Genomic DNA, 16,179 nt, shown 5'->3' on the forward strand with positions numbered 1-16,179 from the left:
CCTATACCAAATTCCTGACGATTGCCATATAAAACATTTAATGTAACTTATATAGTTTGTTAATAAAAGGAGTAGATTAAATGACATTAGAAATAAATAAAAGCTATCATGGTTTCCGCTTGCTTACTGTGAAAAAAATCAAAGAAGTAGCTTCGACCACTTATCAATTTGAGCATGAAAAAAGCGGTGCCAGACTTTTGTTTTTAGAAAATAAAGATGATAATAAAGTCTTTTCGATTACATTCCGTACACCACCAACCGATGATACCGGTGTTGCTCACATTGTTGAACATTCAACACTTTGTGGTTCGCGTAAGTTCCCAATGAAAGAACCGTTTGTTGAACTTGTCAAGGGTTCACTCAATACGTATTTAAATGCCATGACTTTCCCGGACAAGACGATGTATCCTGTGGCCAGTCGCAATGATAAAGATTTTCAGAATTTAATGGATGTGTATCTTGATGCTGTTTTTTTCCCAGCGATGTATACACAGCCGGAGATTCTTATGCAAGAAGGCTGGCACTATGAAATCGAAAAACCAGAAGATGAACTTACCTATAGTGGCGTTGTTTATAATGAAATGAAAGGCGCGTTGTCTTCTGCTGAATCGCTGTTGGATAAAGAAATATTGACATCGCTGTTTCCTAATACGACCTATGGTTTTGAATCTGGCGGCGATCCTGAAGCCATTCCTGATTTGACACAGGAAATGTTTATTGATTTTCATAACAAATATTACCATCCAACCAATAGTTATATTTATTTATATGGTGATATGGATATTTTAGAAAAACTAGCATTTTTGGATCAAAATTATTTGAATTCATTTGACCGTATTGCCATACCATCGAAGATTGAAGAACAAACATTGTTTACAAAACCACAAAAAATTACGAAAGAATACCCGATTGCCTCGACAGAACAAACGCAGGATAAAACGTTTTTAAGTTTGAATGCGATTGTAGGAAAAGCAACCGATGCAGAGGAAATGCTGGCACTTGAAATATTAGAACATGCATTACTTAAAACACAGGCAGCACCACTTAAAAAAGCATTGATTGATGCAAAATTAGGGAAAGATGTATTGTCTTCGTTTGAAGATAGTCTTCTTCAACCTGTTTTTAGTATCATTGTAAGTGGTTCCGATGAAAAGAAAGCTGATGAATTTCAAAAGATAATTCAAACTTCACTGCAAAAACTTGTTAAAGATGGCATTGATCGCGAACTTTTGGAAGCGTCCATCAATCTTTTGGAATTTAAATTACGTGAAGCAGATTTTGGACAATTCCCAACAGGTCTGATTTATGATATAAAACTTATGAACAGCTGGCTTTATGATGGGGATCCAACAATGTTCTTATATTATGAAGCGGCCTTGCAAAAAATGAAAGATGGCCTAAAAAGTCATTACTTTGAAAATATTATTCAGACTCGTTTGCTGGATAATCCACATAAAACAATCGTCGTTTTGAAACCAAACCAGCGGATGGCTGAGGAAAAAGAAGTGGAGCTGACAAAGATCTTGGCGCAGGCAAAAGAAAAAATGTCAGATACTGAACTGGCGGCAATCATTTCTTTAACGGCTAAACTTAAAGAACGCCAAGAAACACCAGATACACCGGAAGCATTGGCAACGATTCCACTGTTAGAGTTGAAAGATATCAAAAAAGAAACGGAAGCTTTGATTCAGGAAAAAAGAGTAGAGGATGGAACGGATATTTTATTTCATGCCGTAACAACGAATCAGATTGCTTATTTAAACCTTTATTTCGATGTTTCGACCATTCCGGAAGACCTCTTGCCGTATGCATTTCTGTTGTCCGAACTTTTGGGAAAAGTCTCAACGCAAAAACATGACTACGGTTCTTTAGCGAATACGTTGAATCTGCATACTGGGGGAATCAGCTACGACATAGCAGCTTATACCAAAAATGCAAAACCGGATTCGTTATTGCCAAAATTCAAGGTGCAAGCGAAATCTCTGGTGACAAAATTACCAAAACTTTGTGAACTGTTGACAGAAGTGATTACAAGCAGTACGTTTGACGATGAAAAACGGGTTAGGGAATTAATTGATCAGTGTAAGGCAACAATGGAGATGTATATGATTAAAGCAGCTCAACAGCTTGTGGCAGGGCGATTGGCGTCTTATTTTTCACCAGCTGCAGCCTATAATGAAAAAGGCATGCTGTCATTTTACGACTTTATTGTAGATTTTGATAAAAATTTTGCGGATCGTTACAGCCAAATGAAAGAAAAATTTGCCGAGCTTCAACCGATGATTTTCAATAAACAAAACTTACTGGTCAGTGTTACGTTGGAAGAGGAAAACTATTCGGCATTCACACAAACATTTAAGCAGGTACAATCTGCTCTTAGCATAGTAAACTATCCGCAGCAAACATACTCTTTTGCTATCGATAAGAAAAATGAAGGATTTATGACTTCCAGTAAGGTACAATACGTGAGTAAGGGTGCTAACTTCATTAAGCTTGGCTATGAATTTACGGGAAGCATGCGTGTAATGGAAACAATTTTGCGTTACGACTATTTTTGGAACCGTATTCGTGTTCAGGGTGGTGCATATGGAGCCTTTACGCAATTTAGACGCAATGGCAATATGATGTTTGGTTCATATCGTGATCCGAATCTGACTGAAACAATTGCAGTTTTTGATGAAACAGTCGATTACTTGCAGTCGTTTGCCATCAGTGAACGGGAAATGCTCAAATATATTATTGGAACGATGAGCACATTGGATACGCCGCTTACACCCAAAATGAAAGGTGAACTTGCGGCCGAATGTTACATCCATGGTGTCACTGAACTCGATTTGCAGCGTGAACGCGACGAAATATTAGCAACCGACCAAAAAGCTATTGCGGCTTTGGGGACTTTAGTAAAGGCTTGTATGCAGCAAAACAATTTATGTGTCCTGGGCAGTGAAACCAAAATAAAAGAAAATGAAATAGTATTTGGTCAGCTAAAAACTATTTTTGATTGAGGGCCGCCGCTTTCTGAAATGAAAAAGAAGGCGGCTAATCCCTTTGTTTGTATATGTTCCATGTACATTTGTTTTATTTTTATCGATGAGACAGAGTATTGACTAAACCGAATTGACTTTCGTGAAGGGGCATGTAATAATAAAATTTAGATGCAATTAAGGAGGTTATCATATTGAAGGATTTCGTATTTAAGGGTGCAGGGGTTGCAATTGTAACACCATTTAATGAAGCTGGTATAAACTTTAAAGAGCTTGCACGTTTAATTGATTTCAATATCGACAATGGAACACAGGCAATTGTTATTACGGGAACGACTGGCGAATCGGCGACGATGAGCGATGAAGAACATAAAGAAGCGATTAAATTTACCGTTGATCATGTGAATGGCAGAGTCGCAGTTATTGCCGGAACGGGTTCGAATGATACGGCTTATGCGTTGCAGCTGTCAAAATATGCGCAAAGCGTTGGTGCTGATGCATTATTGATTGTTACACCATATTATAATAAGGCTACACAAAAAGGTTTAATTAAACATTTTACATATATTGCGGATAATGTTAATATACCAATTATTCTCTACAATGTACCATCTAGAACTGGCGTTAACATTCAAGCACAAACGTATGTAGAACTCGCAAAACATCCGCGTATCGTTGCTGTCAAAGAAGCAAGCGGCGACCTATCAGCTATTTTAAAGATTCGGGAAGTCTGCGGCGATTCGCTGGCGATCTATTCTGGCAATGATGATCAGATTGTACCAATCTTGTCCATTGGCGGCAAAGGTGTTATATCTGTATTGTCAAATATTGCACCAAAAGATACACAAGCAATCTGCCAGTTGTATTTTGATGGAAAAGTGGAAGAATCTGCTGCGCTGCAGACGAAATACATGGATTTGATACATGGCTTATTTATTGAAGTAAATCCAATTCCAGTCAAGACAGCGTTGCGCTTAATGGATTATCAAGTAGGACCTTTGCGTATGCCTCTATGTGATATGGAAGAAGCCAATTTGGCGATACTCAAAACAGCACTGAAAAATCATGGTTTAATAAAATAGAGTTTTTGTGTGTTTGAAAACGGATACTCTTTCGGGTATCCGTTTTGTTCTGTACGGATGCAGGTTTATATAATAAATTGATTGACAGGAGCAACTTGATTTTCTATAATTAAACCTATTGCAGAAGCAGTCATTATTTAGGAAGTAGAAACGTTTAGATGCAGATTACATCTAACAGGAGGTCTTTTCTTTGGAAGTTGACATCAGTAAAAAAGTAAGTTATATGATAAAATTTGGAGCTATTGGTATTTTGGCTTTAGCTGTTTTATGTAGTGTCGGCATCTGGGCATGGCAAAAAAACAATGCTTATTTGACCGTGAAAGATGCCAGTGTAACGAGTGCTTTGGTCAATACAAAAACCAATGCAGCAGGAACGATTGAAGAAATTCTGGTTCAAGATGGAGAACAAGTAAAAGCAGGGCAGGTTCTTGCTAAAATAAAAATCAAAATAACGGATGATCAGATTGCTCAGCTTGAACAGACTCTGGAAACAGCAAAAAAACATTATACCCAAGTCCTTGCTGGTACGACAACATCCGAACAAGTGAACGCTGGCGGTGGCGAGATGCATGTTGACACAGCAGGCGCACAGGCGGAAGTTGATCGTGCGGCACGGGCGAAAGACCGGATGGCACAGCTTTTTGCAATTGGTGCCGTAAGCGCTGTGCAAAATGAACAGGCGCAAGCTACTTATCAAGAAGCGGTTGCAGCTCTTGGATCTATGGGGGCTGGAACAGGTTCTTCCTCTTCGGTTTCTTATCAAAGCTTAGTTGTACCGAGCAGTCCCGAGGCGGTTAAAGCAGCCCAGCTTCAAGTGACCCAAGCGCAGGCTGCCTTGGAAACAGCCAAAAAGGATAAAGATTCAACAGAAATTATGGCTCCGGTTGATGGAACGGTTTATTTGACAGATTTGCAGGTGGGAACTGCTGTTGAAGCTGGACAAACAATTCTCAATATCGGCAATGCGAATAATATGTGGGTTGAAATGCATATTGACCCTCAACAAAAAGATAAGATTCGTCTAGGACAGTTTGTTACGTATATAATTGAGGGTCAGACGCAAATGCAGGGGACTATTTTTGAAATTATTGATCCGACGACTGAAGCAAGTGGTGCTTCGGCGGAGGCAACTGAAGATCAACCGGAAGATCAGTCAATTGTAGCGAAAATTTCTTTGCCGGCTGATTTGGATATTACCCTAAAACAAGGAACGGCAGCAACTGTTAAAATTGCCTTAAAGTAAAAGTGAAAGCGGTCAGCCCGGTGCACAAAAATATTTGCTGCATGGGTCTGACCGCTTAAATTTTGACTGTTCAGATTCATTGTTGCGTGCTATAATAAAAATATAGTAGTTTCACAAGGTAAAGAGATAAAGAAAGAAAATGTTGAAGAATCGAGTGAACTCAATAATGTAAGGAGTGTTTTTTATGACGGCAAATCCAAAGTTAAAAGATGATTTAAACAATCAGCTTTGTAGAGCGGTTCTATTGCTTGATAATGTTGAAGAATGTTACCAGTTCTTTGAAGACATCTGCACAGTTAGTGAAATCAAAGCCTTGGCACAGCGACTTGAAGTTGCTCGTATGCTCAAACACGGACATACTTATGATGATATTGTAGAACGTACGGGAGCGAGTACGGCTACAATCAGTCGTGTGAAGCGATGTTTGAATTATGGCGCCGATGGTTATAAAGTGATTTTAGATAAATTGGAAGAAAAGGAATAGGAGCGCACTCATGCACAAAAATGAATTTATGTTAGAAATACCTTACGGAACAAGAGATCTTTTACCAAAAGAAGCAGCGAAAAAACGCGAAATTGAAGCCGCCTTAGCTGGCACTTTTTATAAATGGGGTTATGATGAAATTGTTACTCCGACAATCGAATATCTTGATACATTGACGATTGGCAATGGTCGTAGTGTTGAACCGCATATGTTCAAATTTTTTGATAAGAGTAACCGGACTCTTGCGTTGCGGCATGAGATGACGACACCGATTGCACGAGTTGCCGCGAGTCGTTTAAAAGATGAAAAGCTGCCCTTAAAACTTTCTTATATCAGTAGCGTATATCGCTATGAACAGGCACAGACAGGCAGGCAATGTGAATTTTATCAAGCTGGCGTTGAACTTATGGGAATACCAAATGCGACGGCAGATGCTGAGGTCATTGCCTTAGCAATTGAAGGCTTACGGCAAGCCGGTTTAAAAGATTTTCAAATTTGTCTAGGGCAGGTTGAATTTATCAATGGTATTATGGAACAAGTAAAGCTCAGTCCCGAACAACAAGATGAAATTCGTTATATGATGGAAAAAAGAGATTTAGTAGGTCTGGGGACCATTATTGATCAAACAAATTTATCACAAAACTCAAAAGATATCTTAAAGAAAATACCTGTTTTACATGGTAAGACCGAAATGTTGAAACAAGCGTATAATATGGTTGTTAATGAACAAAGCAAACGGGCACTTGATAATCTTACAGAAATTTATAATTTATTAAAGGTTTATGGAGTTGAATCTTATGTGAATTTTGATTTAGGAGTAATTCGTGATTTTGCCTATTATACTGGCATGGTTTTCGAAGCATATACACCTGGATTAGGTTTTCCTTTATGTGGCGGCGGCCGCTATGACCATATGTTATCTGACTTTGGCAATGCGTGTCCGGCAACTGGTTTTGCACTAGGCATTGAGCGTATTATGCTGGCAATCGATCGTCAGGGGTTACCAGAGAAAAACAGCCAAAAACAATTTTATGTTGCCTATGCAGAAGGTAATGTTGAAAAGGCAATTGAACGAGTTAATCAATTGCGTAAACAGGGTAATACTGCTGAATTGGCATTGCTTGGGCAGAGCGAAAAAGAAGCGAAAGCTTATCAAATTGATAAAAATTATGTAGAATGCGTTTATATCGTATAAGATGATGTATAACATAAGAATCAAACAATTTATTGCCGCTGTTACTGCTGAAATTGTGCCAGCAGATCAAAAATTTATTGATAAATGGTTATCAGGCCCGGAACAAAAATTGTTTTGGGCGATGAGTCTGTCAGATCAGTGCCACTGCCTGCAAGTTGCTTATACCGCAATCGAACTGGCTAAACAGGCAGATTTTGCGGTCAATCAAAACCTGCTGATTCGCTGCGCTTTACTGCATGATGTGGGCAAAACTTCTGGAGATATGAGTACGATCGATAAAGTTTTGGCAGTATTAGCTTATAAAATATTTCCTGATTTTGTAAAAAAATGGGGGCGTTACGGCAAATGCAGTTCAATGGATAATCTTCGCCATGCTTTTTATATCTATTTATATCATGCAGAACGTAGTCGTGACCAATTGCTTTCGCTGGGGCTGATTGAACTGGCAGAAATTGTTGCTGAACATCATAAAGCTCCGACGGAAAACGATCCGCCGGAGCTTTTATTGCTTAGAAAAGCTGATGATTTAAATTAATAGCCTTTCTGTTTATCAATAATATTGAGCATATCTGCCTGATGTAAAAAGCGATTTAAATTTTCGGTGAAAATCTTTAAAGCACGATCAATGTAATAAGGTGATTGTGCAGCAATATGCGGTGTAATGAAAATATTTGGCATATCCCAAAGCGGTGAATTTTCTGGCAGTGGTTCTTCCACGAACACATCCAGCGCCGCACCTTTAATGGTATCGCTATTGAGGGCGGCAATCAAATCCGGTTCGTTAACAATAGCGCCACGGGCTACATTGATGAAATAGGCCGTCTTTTTCATTTGTTGAAAGGTTTTTAAGGTGAATAAATTTGTCGTTTCCGGTGTTAATGGTAGAGTAACTACGACAAAATCAGCTTCAGCTAAAATGAGTGGTAATTCTTCGGGTGTATAGAGATGATCAACAAACAATTCTGTCGTTGGTGTCTGCTTTGTCGCAAGGACTCTCATGCCCATGTTTTTGACTCGTTTGGCAATTTCACGACCAATGCTGCCAAGTCCAATAATTGCAATGGATTTTTCATACATTTCATCGACTTGGCGGATATGTTTCCATTGTTTTGCTTTTTGTTGATCATATGCTATGGTTATGCCGCGTGTAAAATTAAGCATCATACCCAGGACATGTTCAGCAATCGGGATACCATGGATACCGCGGGCATTGGTTAAAAGAATATTCGTATTCATAAATTCAGGGCTGAGCATATTGTCTACACCTGAACTGAGTGCTTGTACCCATTTTAACCGTGGGGCTTTTTCGAGTAAGGGAGTAAGGTTGAATAGTCCCCAGGCAAGTAAGATATCCGTTTCTTCTATATACTGGATTGCTTCAGCGGCTTTGCAGATACGTATATTTACATCTTTATCAACAGCATGAATTGTGGCAATTTGATCGTCAGTGAGTCGTTGCAGGCTTAATACATTAAATGACATATAAAATTCTCTCCTTTGTTACCAAAAAGCTTTTCTAAGATGCCAGTCTTGTTAGCTATACGTTAAAATTAGCACCTTATATCTATTCTACGTCTTAGGTAAAAACCCTGTAAAATATATTGACTAATTTAAGCTTTGATGCTAATATAGTAACATATTATTGCTTTAAATAACTAAAGAAATAAAACATCGGAGGCTATTTTATGACTTCAAGTGATATGGAATATTTAACAATTGCATTACCAAAAGGAAAATTATTTTCAATTTCGGCCCAGCTGCTTGCTAAAATCGGTTATACCGCAGAAAATTTACATGAGAAGTCTAGAAAACTTGTCATTACAAATGAAGAAAAAAAGATCAAATTTATTATAACAAAAACAGCAGATGTGCCGACTTATGTTGAGTATGGTGCGGCAGATATTGGCATTATTGGCAAAGATGTTCTAATGGAAGAGGAAAAAGATGTCTATGAATTACTGGATTTAAAATTCGGTAAATGTCATTTAATGATGGCGGTGCCAAAAGATGCTAAAAGAGCTAAATTAACAGACTATATGCACACCAGAGTTGCAACGAAATTTCCGAAGACAGCGGAACATTTTTTTAATAGCAAAGGGATGCAGATGGAATTTATTAAACTTAATGGATCCATTGAGTTAGGTCCAATTGTTGGCTTGTCCGAAAGTATCGTCGATATTGTTGAAACTGGTACAACACTTAAAGAAAACAATTTAGAAGAAATTGCTTATATTGCGGATGCTACGGCTAGGCTCATTGCCAATCGTGTTAGTTTTAAAATGAAATTCAATCGCATTAATCAAATGGTAGAAGATTTGCGCCAAATATTAGAAAGCGGTGAAGCAAAATGAAAATTGTCAGCGCTAAAGAACTTGGTATAGACAAAATAAAACAAATGCTGACGAAACCAGCCTTTGATGAAGTTGTATTGAATCCAAAGATTCAGGAAAAAAATAAAATCTTATTTGGTCAGGATTTAACCGCATCACAGGTTGTTGATAAAATCGTTCAGGCTGTGCGTCAAGATGGTGATGCCGCCGTTATGAAATATACGAAGCTGATTGATGGTGTCGATTTTTCGCCAGCCGACTTTCTCGTGACAGCAGAAGAATATGCAGCGGCAGAGCAAGAAGCAGATCCAGCGGTTGTGGAATCACTAAAAAAAGCGGCGGCTAATGTGCGCTCTTATCATATGGAACAAAAACCAAAATCTTGGATGACATATCGTGAGTATGGTTCGATATTGGGACAGGCTTTGATTCCACTTGATCGAGTCGGAATTTATGTGCCAGGGGGGACGGCTTCGTATCCTTCTTCCGTGATTATGAATGCTGTTCCAGCTGCAGTTGCTGGTGTTGGAGAAATCATTATGATGGTGCCGCCGGCCCTGGATGGCAAAATCAATCCTTACGTTTTAATTGCAGCTCGCGAAGCCGGTGTTACGAAGATTTTTAAAATCGGTGGGGCACAGGCAATTGCCGCGATGGCTTTTGGTACAGAATCTGTTCCCCGTGTTGATAAAATTACCGGTCCGGGAAATATATTTGTTACATTGGCCAAAAAAGCAGTATACGGACATTGCGATATTGATATGCTGGCCGGACCAAGTGAAATACTGATTGTAGCTGATAAAACAGCGGATCCGGTCTATACGGCAGCAGATATGCTCAGCCAGGCTGAACATGACACGCTGGCTTCCAGCATCGTGATTACCGATAGTGAAGAACTGGCAAAGCAGGTTCAAAAGGAACTTGAGCTGCAGCTGGCAAATTTGCCAAGGCAGGAGATTGCCAGAGCTTCATTAGATAAAAATGGTTTGATTGTGATTGCCGAAACGCTAACGCAGGCTATGGAGCTTGCTAATGTGTCAGCACCGGAACACATGGAAATTTTAACGGCGCAGCCCTTTGAACTTTTACCTTATGTAAGGCATGCAGGGGCGGTTTTTCTTGGACCTTATTCGCCGGAACCATTGGGAGATTATTTTGCCGGACCAAATCATGTATTACCAACGGGGGGGACGGCACGATTTTATTCGGTGCTGAATGTAGAAACCTTTATGAAACGAACGAGTATTATTTCCTATACGCAGCCAGCGCTTATGTCCGTACAGGATGATATTATTCGTTTAGCCAAAGCAGAAGGGCTTGATGCCCATGCGAATGCAATTCGCTTGAGAGGGATGAAATAATTGTTGAAATATAGAGACGGTCTTGCTGATTTACCAACATATGATACAACAGAAGAAGACTGGAATATAAAAATAAATGCGAATGAATGCAATATGAATTTGCCGCCAATCGTAGAAGATCGAGTTATGGGACGCTTGTCCAGACTGGAATTTAATCGCTATCCGAACACGGAAATGGACGATTTGAAAGAACAAATTGCCGCAAATTTTGGTTTGCAGACCGAAAATATTCTCATTGGTAATGGTTCGAGCGAAATACTGGAAAAATTGTTTTTTGCCTTTGGTGGGAAAAACCGCAAAATTGTTTATCCGCAGCCATCTTTTTCGATGTATGGTATTTATGTAAAATACAGTGAGTCGATGGGGGTTCCTGTCGAACTTGAAGAAGATTATTCACTGGATGCCGAAAAATTTATTACGGCGGTTAAAAGTTCCAAGGCGGCATTGGCAGTAATTTGTACGCCCAATAACCCAACTGGAAACGTGGTTCCGTTAGGGACAATTGAATACATCGCGCAAAACATTACTTGCCCGTTTGTCATTGATGAAGCTTATGTGGAATTTTATGGTGAATCGGCAGCGGGGTTGCTTTCTAAATATCCGCAGCTGATTGTTGCCAGAACTTTTTCAAAAGCGTATGGTCTTGCAGCGGCAAGAGTTGGTTATATGCTGGCAGCAAAAGAAATTACGGCAATGATTGATAAAGCCTGTATGCCATATCATGTTAATGTATTATCACTTGTTACGGCTGATATTGTATATCAAATGCGGCATGAATTTGTTCCGCGTATCCAAATGTTTATCGCTGAACGAAAACGAATGATCAAGCAGCTCAAAACCTTGCCAGCGCTTACCGTTTATCCATCCGAAACCAACTTTATTTTAATAAAATATGATAAAGCGGTTGAACTCAATGAGTATTTAGAAAATATTCGGATTGGTGTGCGTAGTTTTGGCAATGCACCAAGGCTGACGAATTGTTTGCGTATCACAATTGGTCGCCGCGAAGAAAATGATGAATGGTTTAAAGCGCTAAAAGATTTTATGGAAAGGGTTTGATTTTCGATGCGTGAGGCAAAAATTGTTCGGCAAACGACAGAAACAGACATTCAGGTCAAATTCAATGCCGACGGTGAAGGTTTAGCCGATATTGATACTGGTATTGGTTTTTTTGATCATATGCTGATTCTATTTAGTAAACATGGTTTGTTTGATACACTGGTAAAATGTGATGGCGATTTAGAGGTAGATGGTCATCACACTGTCGAAGATATTGGGCTGGCATTAGGGCAGGCGGTAAAAACGGCTCTTGGCGATAAAGCAGGTATTGTGCGGTACGGAACCAGTTTTGTACCCATGGATGAAACGCTGGCTCAGGTTTCACTTGATATAAGCGGTCGCCCTTATCTGGTTTACGACGCAGGAGAAATGGCACCGATGATTGGACAATATGACAGCCAATTGACAGAAGAGTTTTTGCGGGCCTTTAGTATGCAGTCCGGAATTACTTTGCATGTAAAAATAATATATGGCAGCAATTCACATCATAAAGTGGAAGCAATTTTTAAAGCTTTGGGTCAAGCCTTGGGTCAGGCCGTCCAGAAAAATCCGCGGATTCATGGTGTGATGTCGACAAAAGGAACACTTTAACAAAGATGATGGAGGGTTGACCTATGATAGCAATCATCGATTATGGGGTAGGAAATTTATTTAGCGTAGAAAAAGCGTTCGTCAAGCTCGGCGCTGACGTAATTGTGACCAGTGATGCCGAAGAAATAACAAAAGCGGATAAAATTGTTTTACCAGGTGTTGGGGCGTTTGGTGATTGTATGCAAAATCTGATTGGATCGGGACTGATTCCGACGATTCTGGATGCTGTTGCCACTGGTAAACCGTTTTTAGGTATTTGTGTTGGATTACAGATCTTGTTTGATGGTAGTGAAGAATCACCAGGTATAGCAGGATTAGGCATTATAAAAGGTATGGTTAAAAAAATTTATGCGCCGGCACTTAAAATTCCTCATATGGGATGGAATTCTTTGGAAGTTGGTGCGGACTCACCACTTTTTCACTCTTTACCAAAGTCGCCTTATGTTTATTTTGTTCATAGCTATTATGCAGTTCCCGAAGACCCTTCGGTTATCACTGCGGTTACGGAGTATGGTCAGCAGGTAACGGCAGCTGTGGCACAAAAAAATATCCAGGCCACCCAATTTCATCCGGAAAAATCCGGTGATATCGGACTTTTGATCTTAAAAAATTTTATTAAAAGCGTATAATATAGATAAGTGGCATTAAAGAAATTGCATCTAACCTATTAGGAGGCTGCCAGAAATGGGGTATAGGGCATCGTTTGCTTCCTACGTAACGCCACGGAGCCCTATATCCAATTCCTGACGATTGCCATATAAAATGTTTAATGCCATATATTAAAGAGTTTTTAATTCGTTCTATATATTTTTTAGCAGGAGGATACGAAACAATGATTATTTTCCCCGCAATTGATATTCGTAATGGAAAATGTGTTAGACTCACCAAAGGTGATTTTAAACAGGAAACAATCTTTGCCGATCAACCGGAAGTTATGGCGAAACAGTGGGCTGACAAGGGTGCTGAATTTTTGCATGTTGTTGATTTGGATGGTGCATTGGCTGGCAAAACAATGAATGCGGCGGCAATTGAAGCGATTTTGCAGACCGTTACCATACCAATTCAGCTGGGGGGCGGAATTCGCACTCTGGAAAATATTGAAATGCTTTTGGATCTTGGTATTGCGAGAGTGATATTAGGTTCGATTGCTGTACGCAGTCCTGAACTGGTGAAAGCAGCCTGCGCGAAGTTTGGTTCGAAAATCGTTGTTGGCATTGATGCCAAAGCTGGTATTGTGGCAGTAGATGGCTGGGGTGTTTCGGGTAATGTTAAAGCAGATAAACTGGCCGTGAAAATGGCACAGGTTGGAGTTGAAAGAATTATATACACGGATATTTCGCGTGATGGAACGCTGTCCGGTGTTAATGTAGAAGCAACGGCTAGACTTGCAAAAGCCAGTGGGATTAAAGTGATTGCGTCAGGCGGGGTCAGCTCGATGGAAGATATCCGTCAGGTAAAAGCAGCTGGTAAAGATGGTGTAGAAGGTGTCATTGTCGGCAAGGCTATTTATACCAATTCATTGGTATTAGAAGATGCTTTAGCTTTTGCAAAGGAGGAATAGTATGTATACAAAGCGAATTATTCCATGTCTTGACGTAAAAGATGGTCGTGTTGTTAAGGGCACGAATTTTGTGGGACTGCGCGATGCCGGAGATCCCGTGGAACTTGCTTCGCTTTATGATAAAGAAGGTGCGGATGAGCTTGTGTTTTTGGATATTACGGCTTCGAATGAAGAACGTAATACAATGGTGCAGGTGGCCTCGAGTTGTGCATCGCAAGTTTTTATCCCGTTTACGGTCGGCGGGGGAATCCGCTCGACACAAGATATGCGTAAAATGCTCAAAGCCGGAGCCGATAAAGTTTCCTTAAATACAGCCGCTATTAAAAACCCGGAACTAATCCATCAGGGGGCTGAAAAGTTTGGCAGTCAATGTATTGTTTTGGCTGTTGATGCACGTGCGTCAGGTGAACATACATGGGAAGTTTTCATTAATGGCGGACGTACGCCAACTGGTCTTGATTGTATTGAATGGATTAAACAGGCTGTTTCTTTGGGGGCGGGAGAAATCCTATTAACGAGTATGGATAAAGACGGCACAAAAGATGGGTATGATATCGCTTTAACACGGGCTGTGTCAGAAGCCGTTAATGTACCAGTTATTGCTTCGGGCGGTGCTGGTGAAATGAAACATTTTTATGAAGTACTTACAGCGGGAAAAGCAGATGCTGTGCTTGCCGCATCGGTTTTTCATTATGGGCAATTTACGGTAAGACAAGTGAAAGAGTATTTAAAATCACGTGGCGTGGAGGTAAGGCTATAATGGATATGAATAAGGTTAAATTTGATCAAAATGGACTTGTCCCAGCAATCGTTCAAGAAGAAAATGGACAGGTTCTGATGCTTGCTTATATGAATAAAGAGTCTCTGGAAAAAACAATTGCCACAGGCTTTACATGTTTTTTCAGCCGCAGCCGGCAAAGTTTATGGAAAAAAGGTGAAACATCCGGTAATGTGCAGCGTGTGAAAGAAATTTCATATGACTGCGATGGCGATACGCTTTTAGTGCGGGTTCATCAGACGGGGGTTGCTTGTCATACCGGTACGTATTCCTGCTTTAGCGGGCGCAGTCTTACGGATACGGGCGCCAAAGTTGCTGTTTTAGAAGGCGAAGCTGCAGCGGATCGTTCACTGGCAGAAGTTCTCAATGATTTATATGCTGTCATCAAGGATCGTCAGCTCAATCCTGTAAAAGGATCTTATACAAATTATCTGTTTGAAAAGGGACAGGATAAAATCTTGAAAAAGATCGGTGAAGAAGCAGCGGAAACGATCATTGCATCGAAAAACATGGATAAGGAAGAAATTCTTTATGAAATGGGTGATCTTTGGTATCATTGTTTAGTGCTGTTGGCTTTTCATAACATTTCACCAGATGAATTGTTCGGTGAACTACTGAATCGTCGTAATGGTGGTAAATATCATAGATTTGAGGATAAAGAAAACTAAGGAGTCGTACATGGAACAATCAATTGGCCAAGAATATATGAAACAATCGACTTGTGCAAACTGTAGCGATTGTGATCGAGATAAAAAATTAACACCGCCGCCTTTGCAGCTGCCCTATGCAGAGGATTCAAGTATTATAAAATTGCCGGAACCGGATATGCTGGCAGATCAGGAAATAAATTTTCTTGAATTAATCGAACTTAGGACGAGTGTTCGGCAGTATCATGAAACGCCATTGACACTGGCTGAATTGTCTTACTTATTGTGGTGTACGCAAGGTGTTAAAATGGCTATGCCGCAAGGTACAAGTATTCGAAATGTACCGTCAGCGGGAGCCCGGCATGCACTGGAAACCTATCTTTATATAAATCGTGTGGAAGGTGTGACACCAGGTTTATATCGCTTTTTGGCACTCGAACATGCACTTTTGCTGGTTCAGTCAGGCGAGGAGTTGAATGAGGTCATGGTGCCTGCTTTCAAAAACCCAAAAATGGTTAAAACTTGTGCCGTGACTTTTATCTGGATGGCGGTTTTAGAACGCATGGCTTATGCGTATGGTCAGCGTGCCTATCGGTATTTACATCTTGATGCAGGCCATGTTTGTCAGAATCTGTATCTGGCAGCGCGGACGATTAATAGCGGCGTTTGTGCGATCGGGGCATTTGACGATGAACGCTTAAATGCCGTTCTTGGTGTAGATGGTGAAAGTCAGTTTGCCATTTACGCGGCAGCGGTTGGCAAATAAAATAGTCGAAAAAAGGTTGTTCTGCTTAACAGGAACAACCTTTTTTCAATTATTTTTAAAAAAGATTGAAAAAAGGTTGTTTATAGTCTATAGTAGTA

At 40.0% G+C, this 16,179-nt stretch carries 16 protein-coding genes; 15 read left to right on the forward strand and 1 reads right to left on the reverse strand.

Features of this window, described 5'->3' with window-relative positions; all coding sequences use genetic code 11:
• The first annotated feature begins 80 nt into the window (after positions 1-80).
• The 6 genes from BMY14_RS02095 (at position 81) to BMY14_RS02120 (ending at position 7,523) form a co-directional block, all read left to right on the forward strand.
• On the forward strand, positions 81-3,005 hold the full coding sequence (locus BMY14_RS02095) for an insulinase family protein (protein ID WP_091828783.1): 2,925 nt from the start codon (positions 81-83) through the stop codon (positions 3,003-3,005).
• A gap of 173 nt (positions 3,006-3,178) precedes the next feature.
• Positions 3,179-4,066 carry a 4-hydroxy-tetrahydrodipicolinate synthase gene (dapA, locus tag BMY14_RS02100; RefSeq protein WP_091828784.1) on the forward strand — a complete coding sequence of 296 codons (888 nt, stop codon included), beginning with the start codon at positions 3,179-3,181 and terminating at the stop codon, positions 4,064-4,066.
• Positions 4,067-4,256: 190 nt separating this feature from the next.
• Positions 4,257-5,309: an HlyD family secretion protein gene (locus tag BMY14_RS02105; RefSeq protein WP_091828785.1), complete on the forward strand. Its 1,053-nt coding sequence runs from the start codon at positions 4,257-4,259 to the stop codon at positions 5,307-5,309.
• Positions 5,310-5,493: 184 nt separating this feature from the next.
• Positions 5,494-5,793 carry a YerC/YecD family TrpR-related protein gene (locus BMY14_RS02110; protein WP_091828786.1) on the forward strand — a complete coding sequence of 100 codons (300 nt, stop codon included), beginning with the start codon at positions 5,494-5,496 and terminating at the stop codon, positions 5,791-5,793.
• Between the two features lie 10 nt (positions 5,794-5,803).
• Positions 5,804-6,988: an ATP phosphoribosyltransferase regulatory subunit gene (gene hisZ, locus BMY14_RS02115; protein WP_091828787.1), complete on the forward strand. Its 1,185-nt coding sequence runs from the start codon at positions 5,804-5,806 to the stop codon at positions 6,986-6,988.
• A gap of 1 nt (position 6,989) precedes the next feature.
• On the forward strand, positions 6,990-7,523 hold the full coding sequence (locus tag BMY14_RS02120) for an HD domain-containing protein (RefSeq protein WP_091828788.1): 534 nt from the start codon (positions 6,990-6,992) through the stop codon (positions 7,521-7,523).
• Here BMY14_RS02120 and BMY14_RS02125 read toward each other — a convergent pair.
• Complete coding sequence (locus BMY14_RS02125) at positions 7,520-8,470, reverse strand: D-2-hydroxyacid dehydrogenase (RefSeq protein ID WP_091828789.1); 951 nt, start codon at positions 8,468-8,470, stop codon at positions 7,520-7,522. The two genes, BMY14_RS02120 and BMY14_RS02125, sit on opposite strands and share 4 nt — an antisense overlap.
• Positions 8,471-8,673: 203 nt before the next feature.
• Here BMY14_RS02125 and hisG point away from each other — a divergent pair, with 203 nt between their 5' ends.
• From hisG to BMY14_RS02170, 9 genes are all read left to right on the forward strand, one after another.
• Complete coding sequence (gene hisG / locus BMY14_RS02130; protein WP_091828791.1) at positions 8,674-9,339, forward strand: ATP phosphoribosyltransferase; 666 nt, start codon at positions 8,674-8,676, stop codon at positions 9,337-9,339.
• Positions 9,336-10,679, forward strand: a complete 1,344-nt coding sequence (gene hisD, locus BMY14_RS02135; RefSeq protein WP_091828793.1) for a histidinol dehydrogenase — start codon at positions 9,336-9,338, stop codon at positions 10,677-10,679. The genes hisG and hisD overlap by 4 nt, the downstream gene beginning before the upstream one ends.
• Positions 10,680-11,738 (forward strand): histidinol-phosphate transaminase, encoded by a 1,059-nt coding sequence (gene hisC / locus BMY14_RS02140; RefSeq protein ID WP_091828795.1) that lies wholly within the window; start codon positions 10,680-10,682, stop codon positions 11,736-11,738.
• 6 nt (positions 11,739-11,744) lie between these two features.
• The gene (hisB, locus tag BMY14_RS02145) at positions 11,745-12,329 is read left to right on the forward strand and encodes an imidazoleglycerol-phosphate dehydratase HisB (protein WP_091828797.1); all 585 of its coding nucleotides are present in this window, start codon (positions 11,745-11,747) and stop codon (positions 12,327-12,329) included.
• Positions 12,330-12,352: 23 nt separating this feature from the next.
• Complete coding sequence (hisH, locus tag BMY14_RS02150) at positions 12,353-12,958, forward strand: imidazole glycerol phosphate synthase subunit HisH (protein ID WP_091828799.1); 606 nt, start codon at positions 12,353-12,355, stop codon at positions 12,956-12,958.
• Between the two features lie 203 nt (positions 12,959-13,161).
• On the forward strand, positions 13,162-13,890 hold the full coding sequence (hisA, locus tag BMY14_RS02155) for a 1-(5-phosphoribosyl)-5-[(5-phosphoribosylamino)methylideneamino]imidazole-4-carboxamide isomerase (RefSeq protein WP_091828802.1): 729 nt from the start codon (positions 13,162-13,164) through the stop codon (positions 13,888-13,890).
• A 1-nt stretch (position 13,891) separates the two neighbouring features.
• Positions 13,892-14,650 (forward strand): imidazole glycerol phosphate synthase subunit HisF, encoded by a 759-nt coding sequence (gene hisF, locus BMY14_RS02160; RefSeq protein WP_091828804.1) that lies wholly within the window; start codon positions 13,892-13,894, stop codon positions 14,648-14,650.
• On the forward strand, positions 14,650-15,336 hold the full coding sequence (hisIE, locus tag BMY14_RS02165) for a bifunctional phosphoribosyl-AMP cyclohydrolase/phosphoribosyl-ATP diphosphatase HisIE (RefSeq protein ID WP_091828806.1): 687 nt from the start codon (positions 14,650-14,652) through the stop codon (positions 15,334-15,336). Before hisF ends, hisIE begins: the two co-directional genes overlap by 1 nt.
• A gap of 10 nt (positions 15,337-15,346) precedes the next feature.
• Positions 15,347-16,081, forward strand: coding sequence for a SagB/ThcOx family dehydrogenase (locus BMY14_RS02170; protein ID WP_091828808.1), 735 nt, complete (start codon positions 15,347-15,349; stop codon positions 16,079-16,081).
• Positions 16,082-16,179 lie beyond the last annotated feature (98 nt).

Source organism: Propionispira arboris (genome assembly GCF_900109225.1).
Classification (GTDB): Bacteria; Bacillota; Negativicutes; order Selenomonadales; family Selenomonadaceae; genus Propionispira; species Propionispira arboris.

Bases quoted from the DNA above. Each gene is read 5' to 3' on its own strand.
- hisF (WP_091828804.1), top strand. From the start codon at position 13,892: ATGTATACAAAGCGAATTATTCCATGTCTTGACGTAAAAGATGGTCGT.
- hisB (WP_091828797.1), top strand. From the start codon at position 11,745: ATGCGTGAGGCAAAAATTGTTCGGCAAACGACAGAAACAGACATTCAG.
- hisZ (WP_091828787.1), top strand. From the start codon at position 5,804: ATGCACAAAAATGAATTTATGTTAGAAATACCTTACGGAACAAGAGAT.
- BMY14_RS02170 (WP_091828808.1), top strand. From the start codon at position 15,347: ATGGAACAATCAATTGGCCAAGAATATATGAAACAATCGACTTGTGCA.
- BMY14_RS02110 (WP_091828786.1), top strand. From the start codon at position 5,494: ATGACGGCAAATCCAAAGTTAAAAGATGATTTAAACAATCAGCTTTGT.
- hisH (WP_091828799.1), top strand. From the start codon at position 12,353: ATGATAGCAATCATCGATTATGGGGTAGGAAATTTATTTAGCGTAGAA.
- hisD (WP_091828793.1), top strand. From the start codon at position 9,336: ATGAAAATTGTCAGCGCTAAAGAACTTGGTATAGACAAAATAAAACAA.
- BMY14_RS02125 (WP_091828789.1), bottom strand. From the start codon at position 8,470: ATGTCATTTAATGTATTAAGCCTGCAACGACTCACTGACGATCAAATT.
- BMY14_RS02095 (WP_091828783.1), top strand. From the start codon at position 81: ATGACATTAGAAATAAATAAAAGCTATCATGGTTTCCGCTTGCTTACT.
- hisIE (WP_091828806.1), top strand. From the start codon at position 14,650: ATGGATATGAATAAGGTTAAATTTGATCAAAATGGACTTGTCCCAGCA.
- BMY14_RS02120 (WP_091828788.1), top strand. From the start codon at position 6,990: ATGATGTATAACATAAGAATCAAACAATTTATTGCCGCTGTTACTGCT.
- hisG (WP_091828791.1), top strand. From the start codon at position 8,674: ATGACTTCAAGTGATATGGAATATTTAACAATTGCATTACCAAAAGGA.
- hisA (WP_091828802.1), top strand. From the start codon at position 13,162: ATGATTATTTTCCCCGCAATTGATATTCGTAATGGAAAATGTGTTAGA.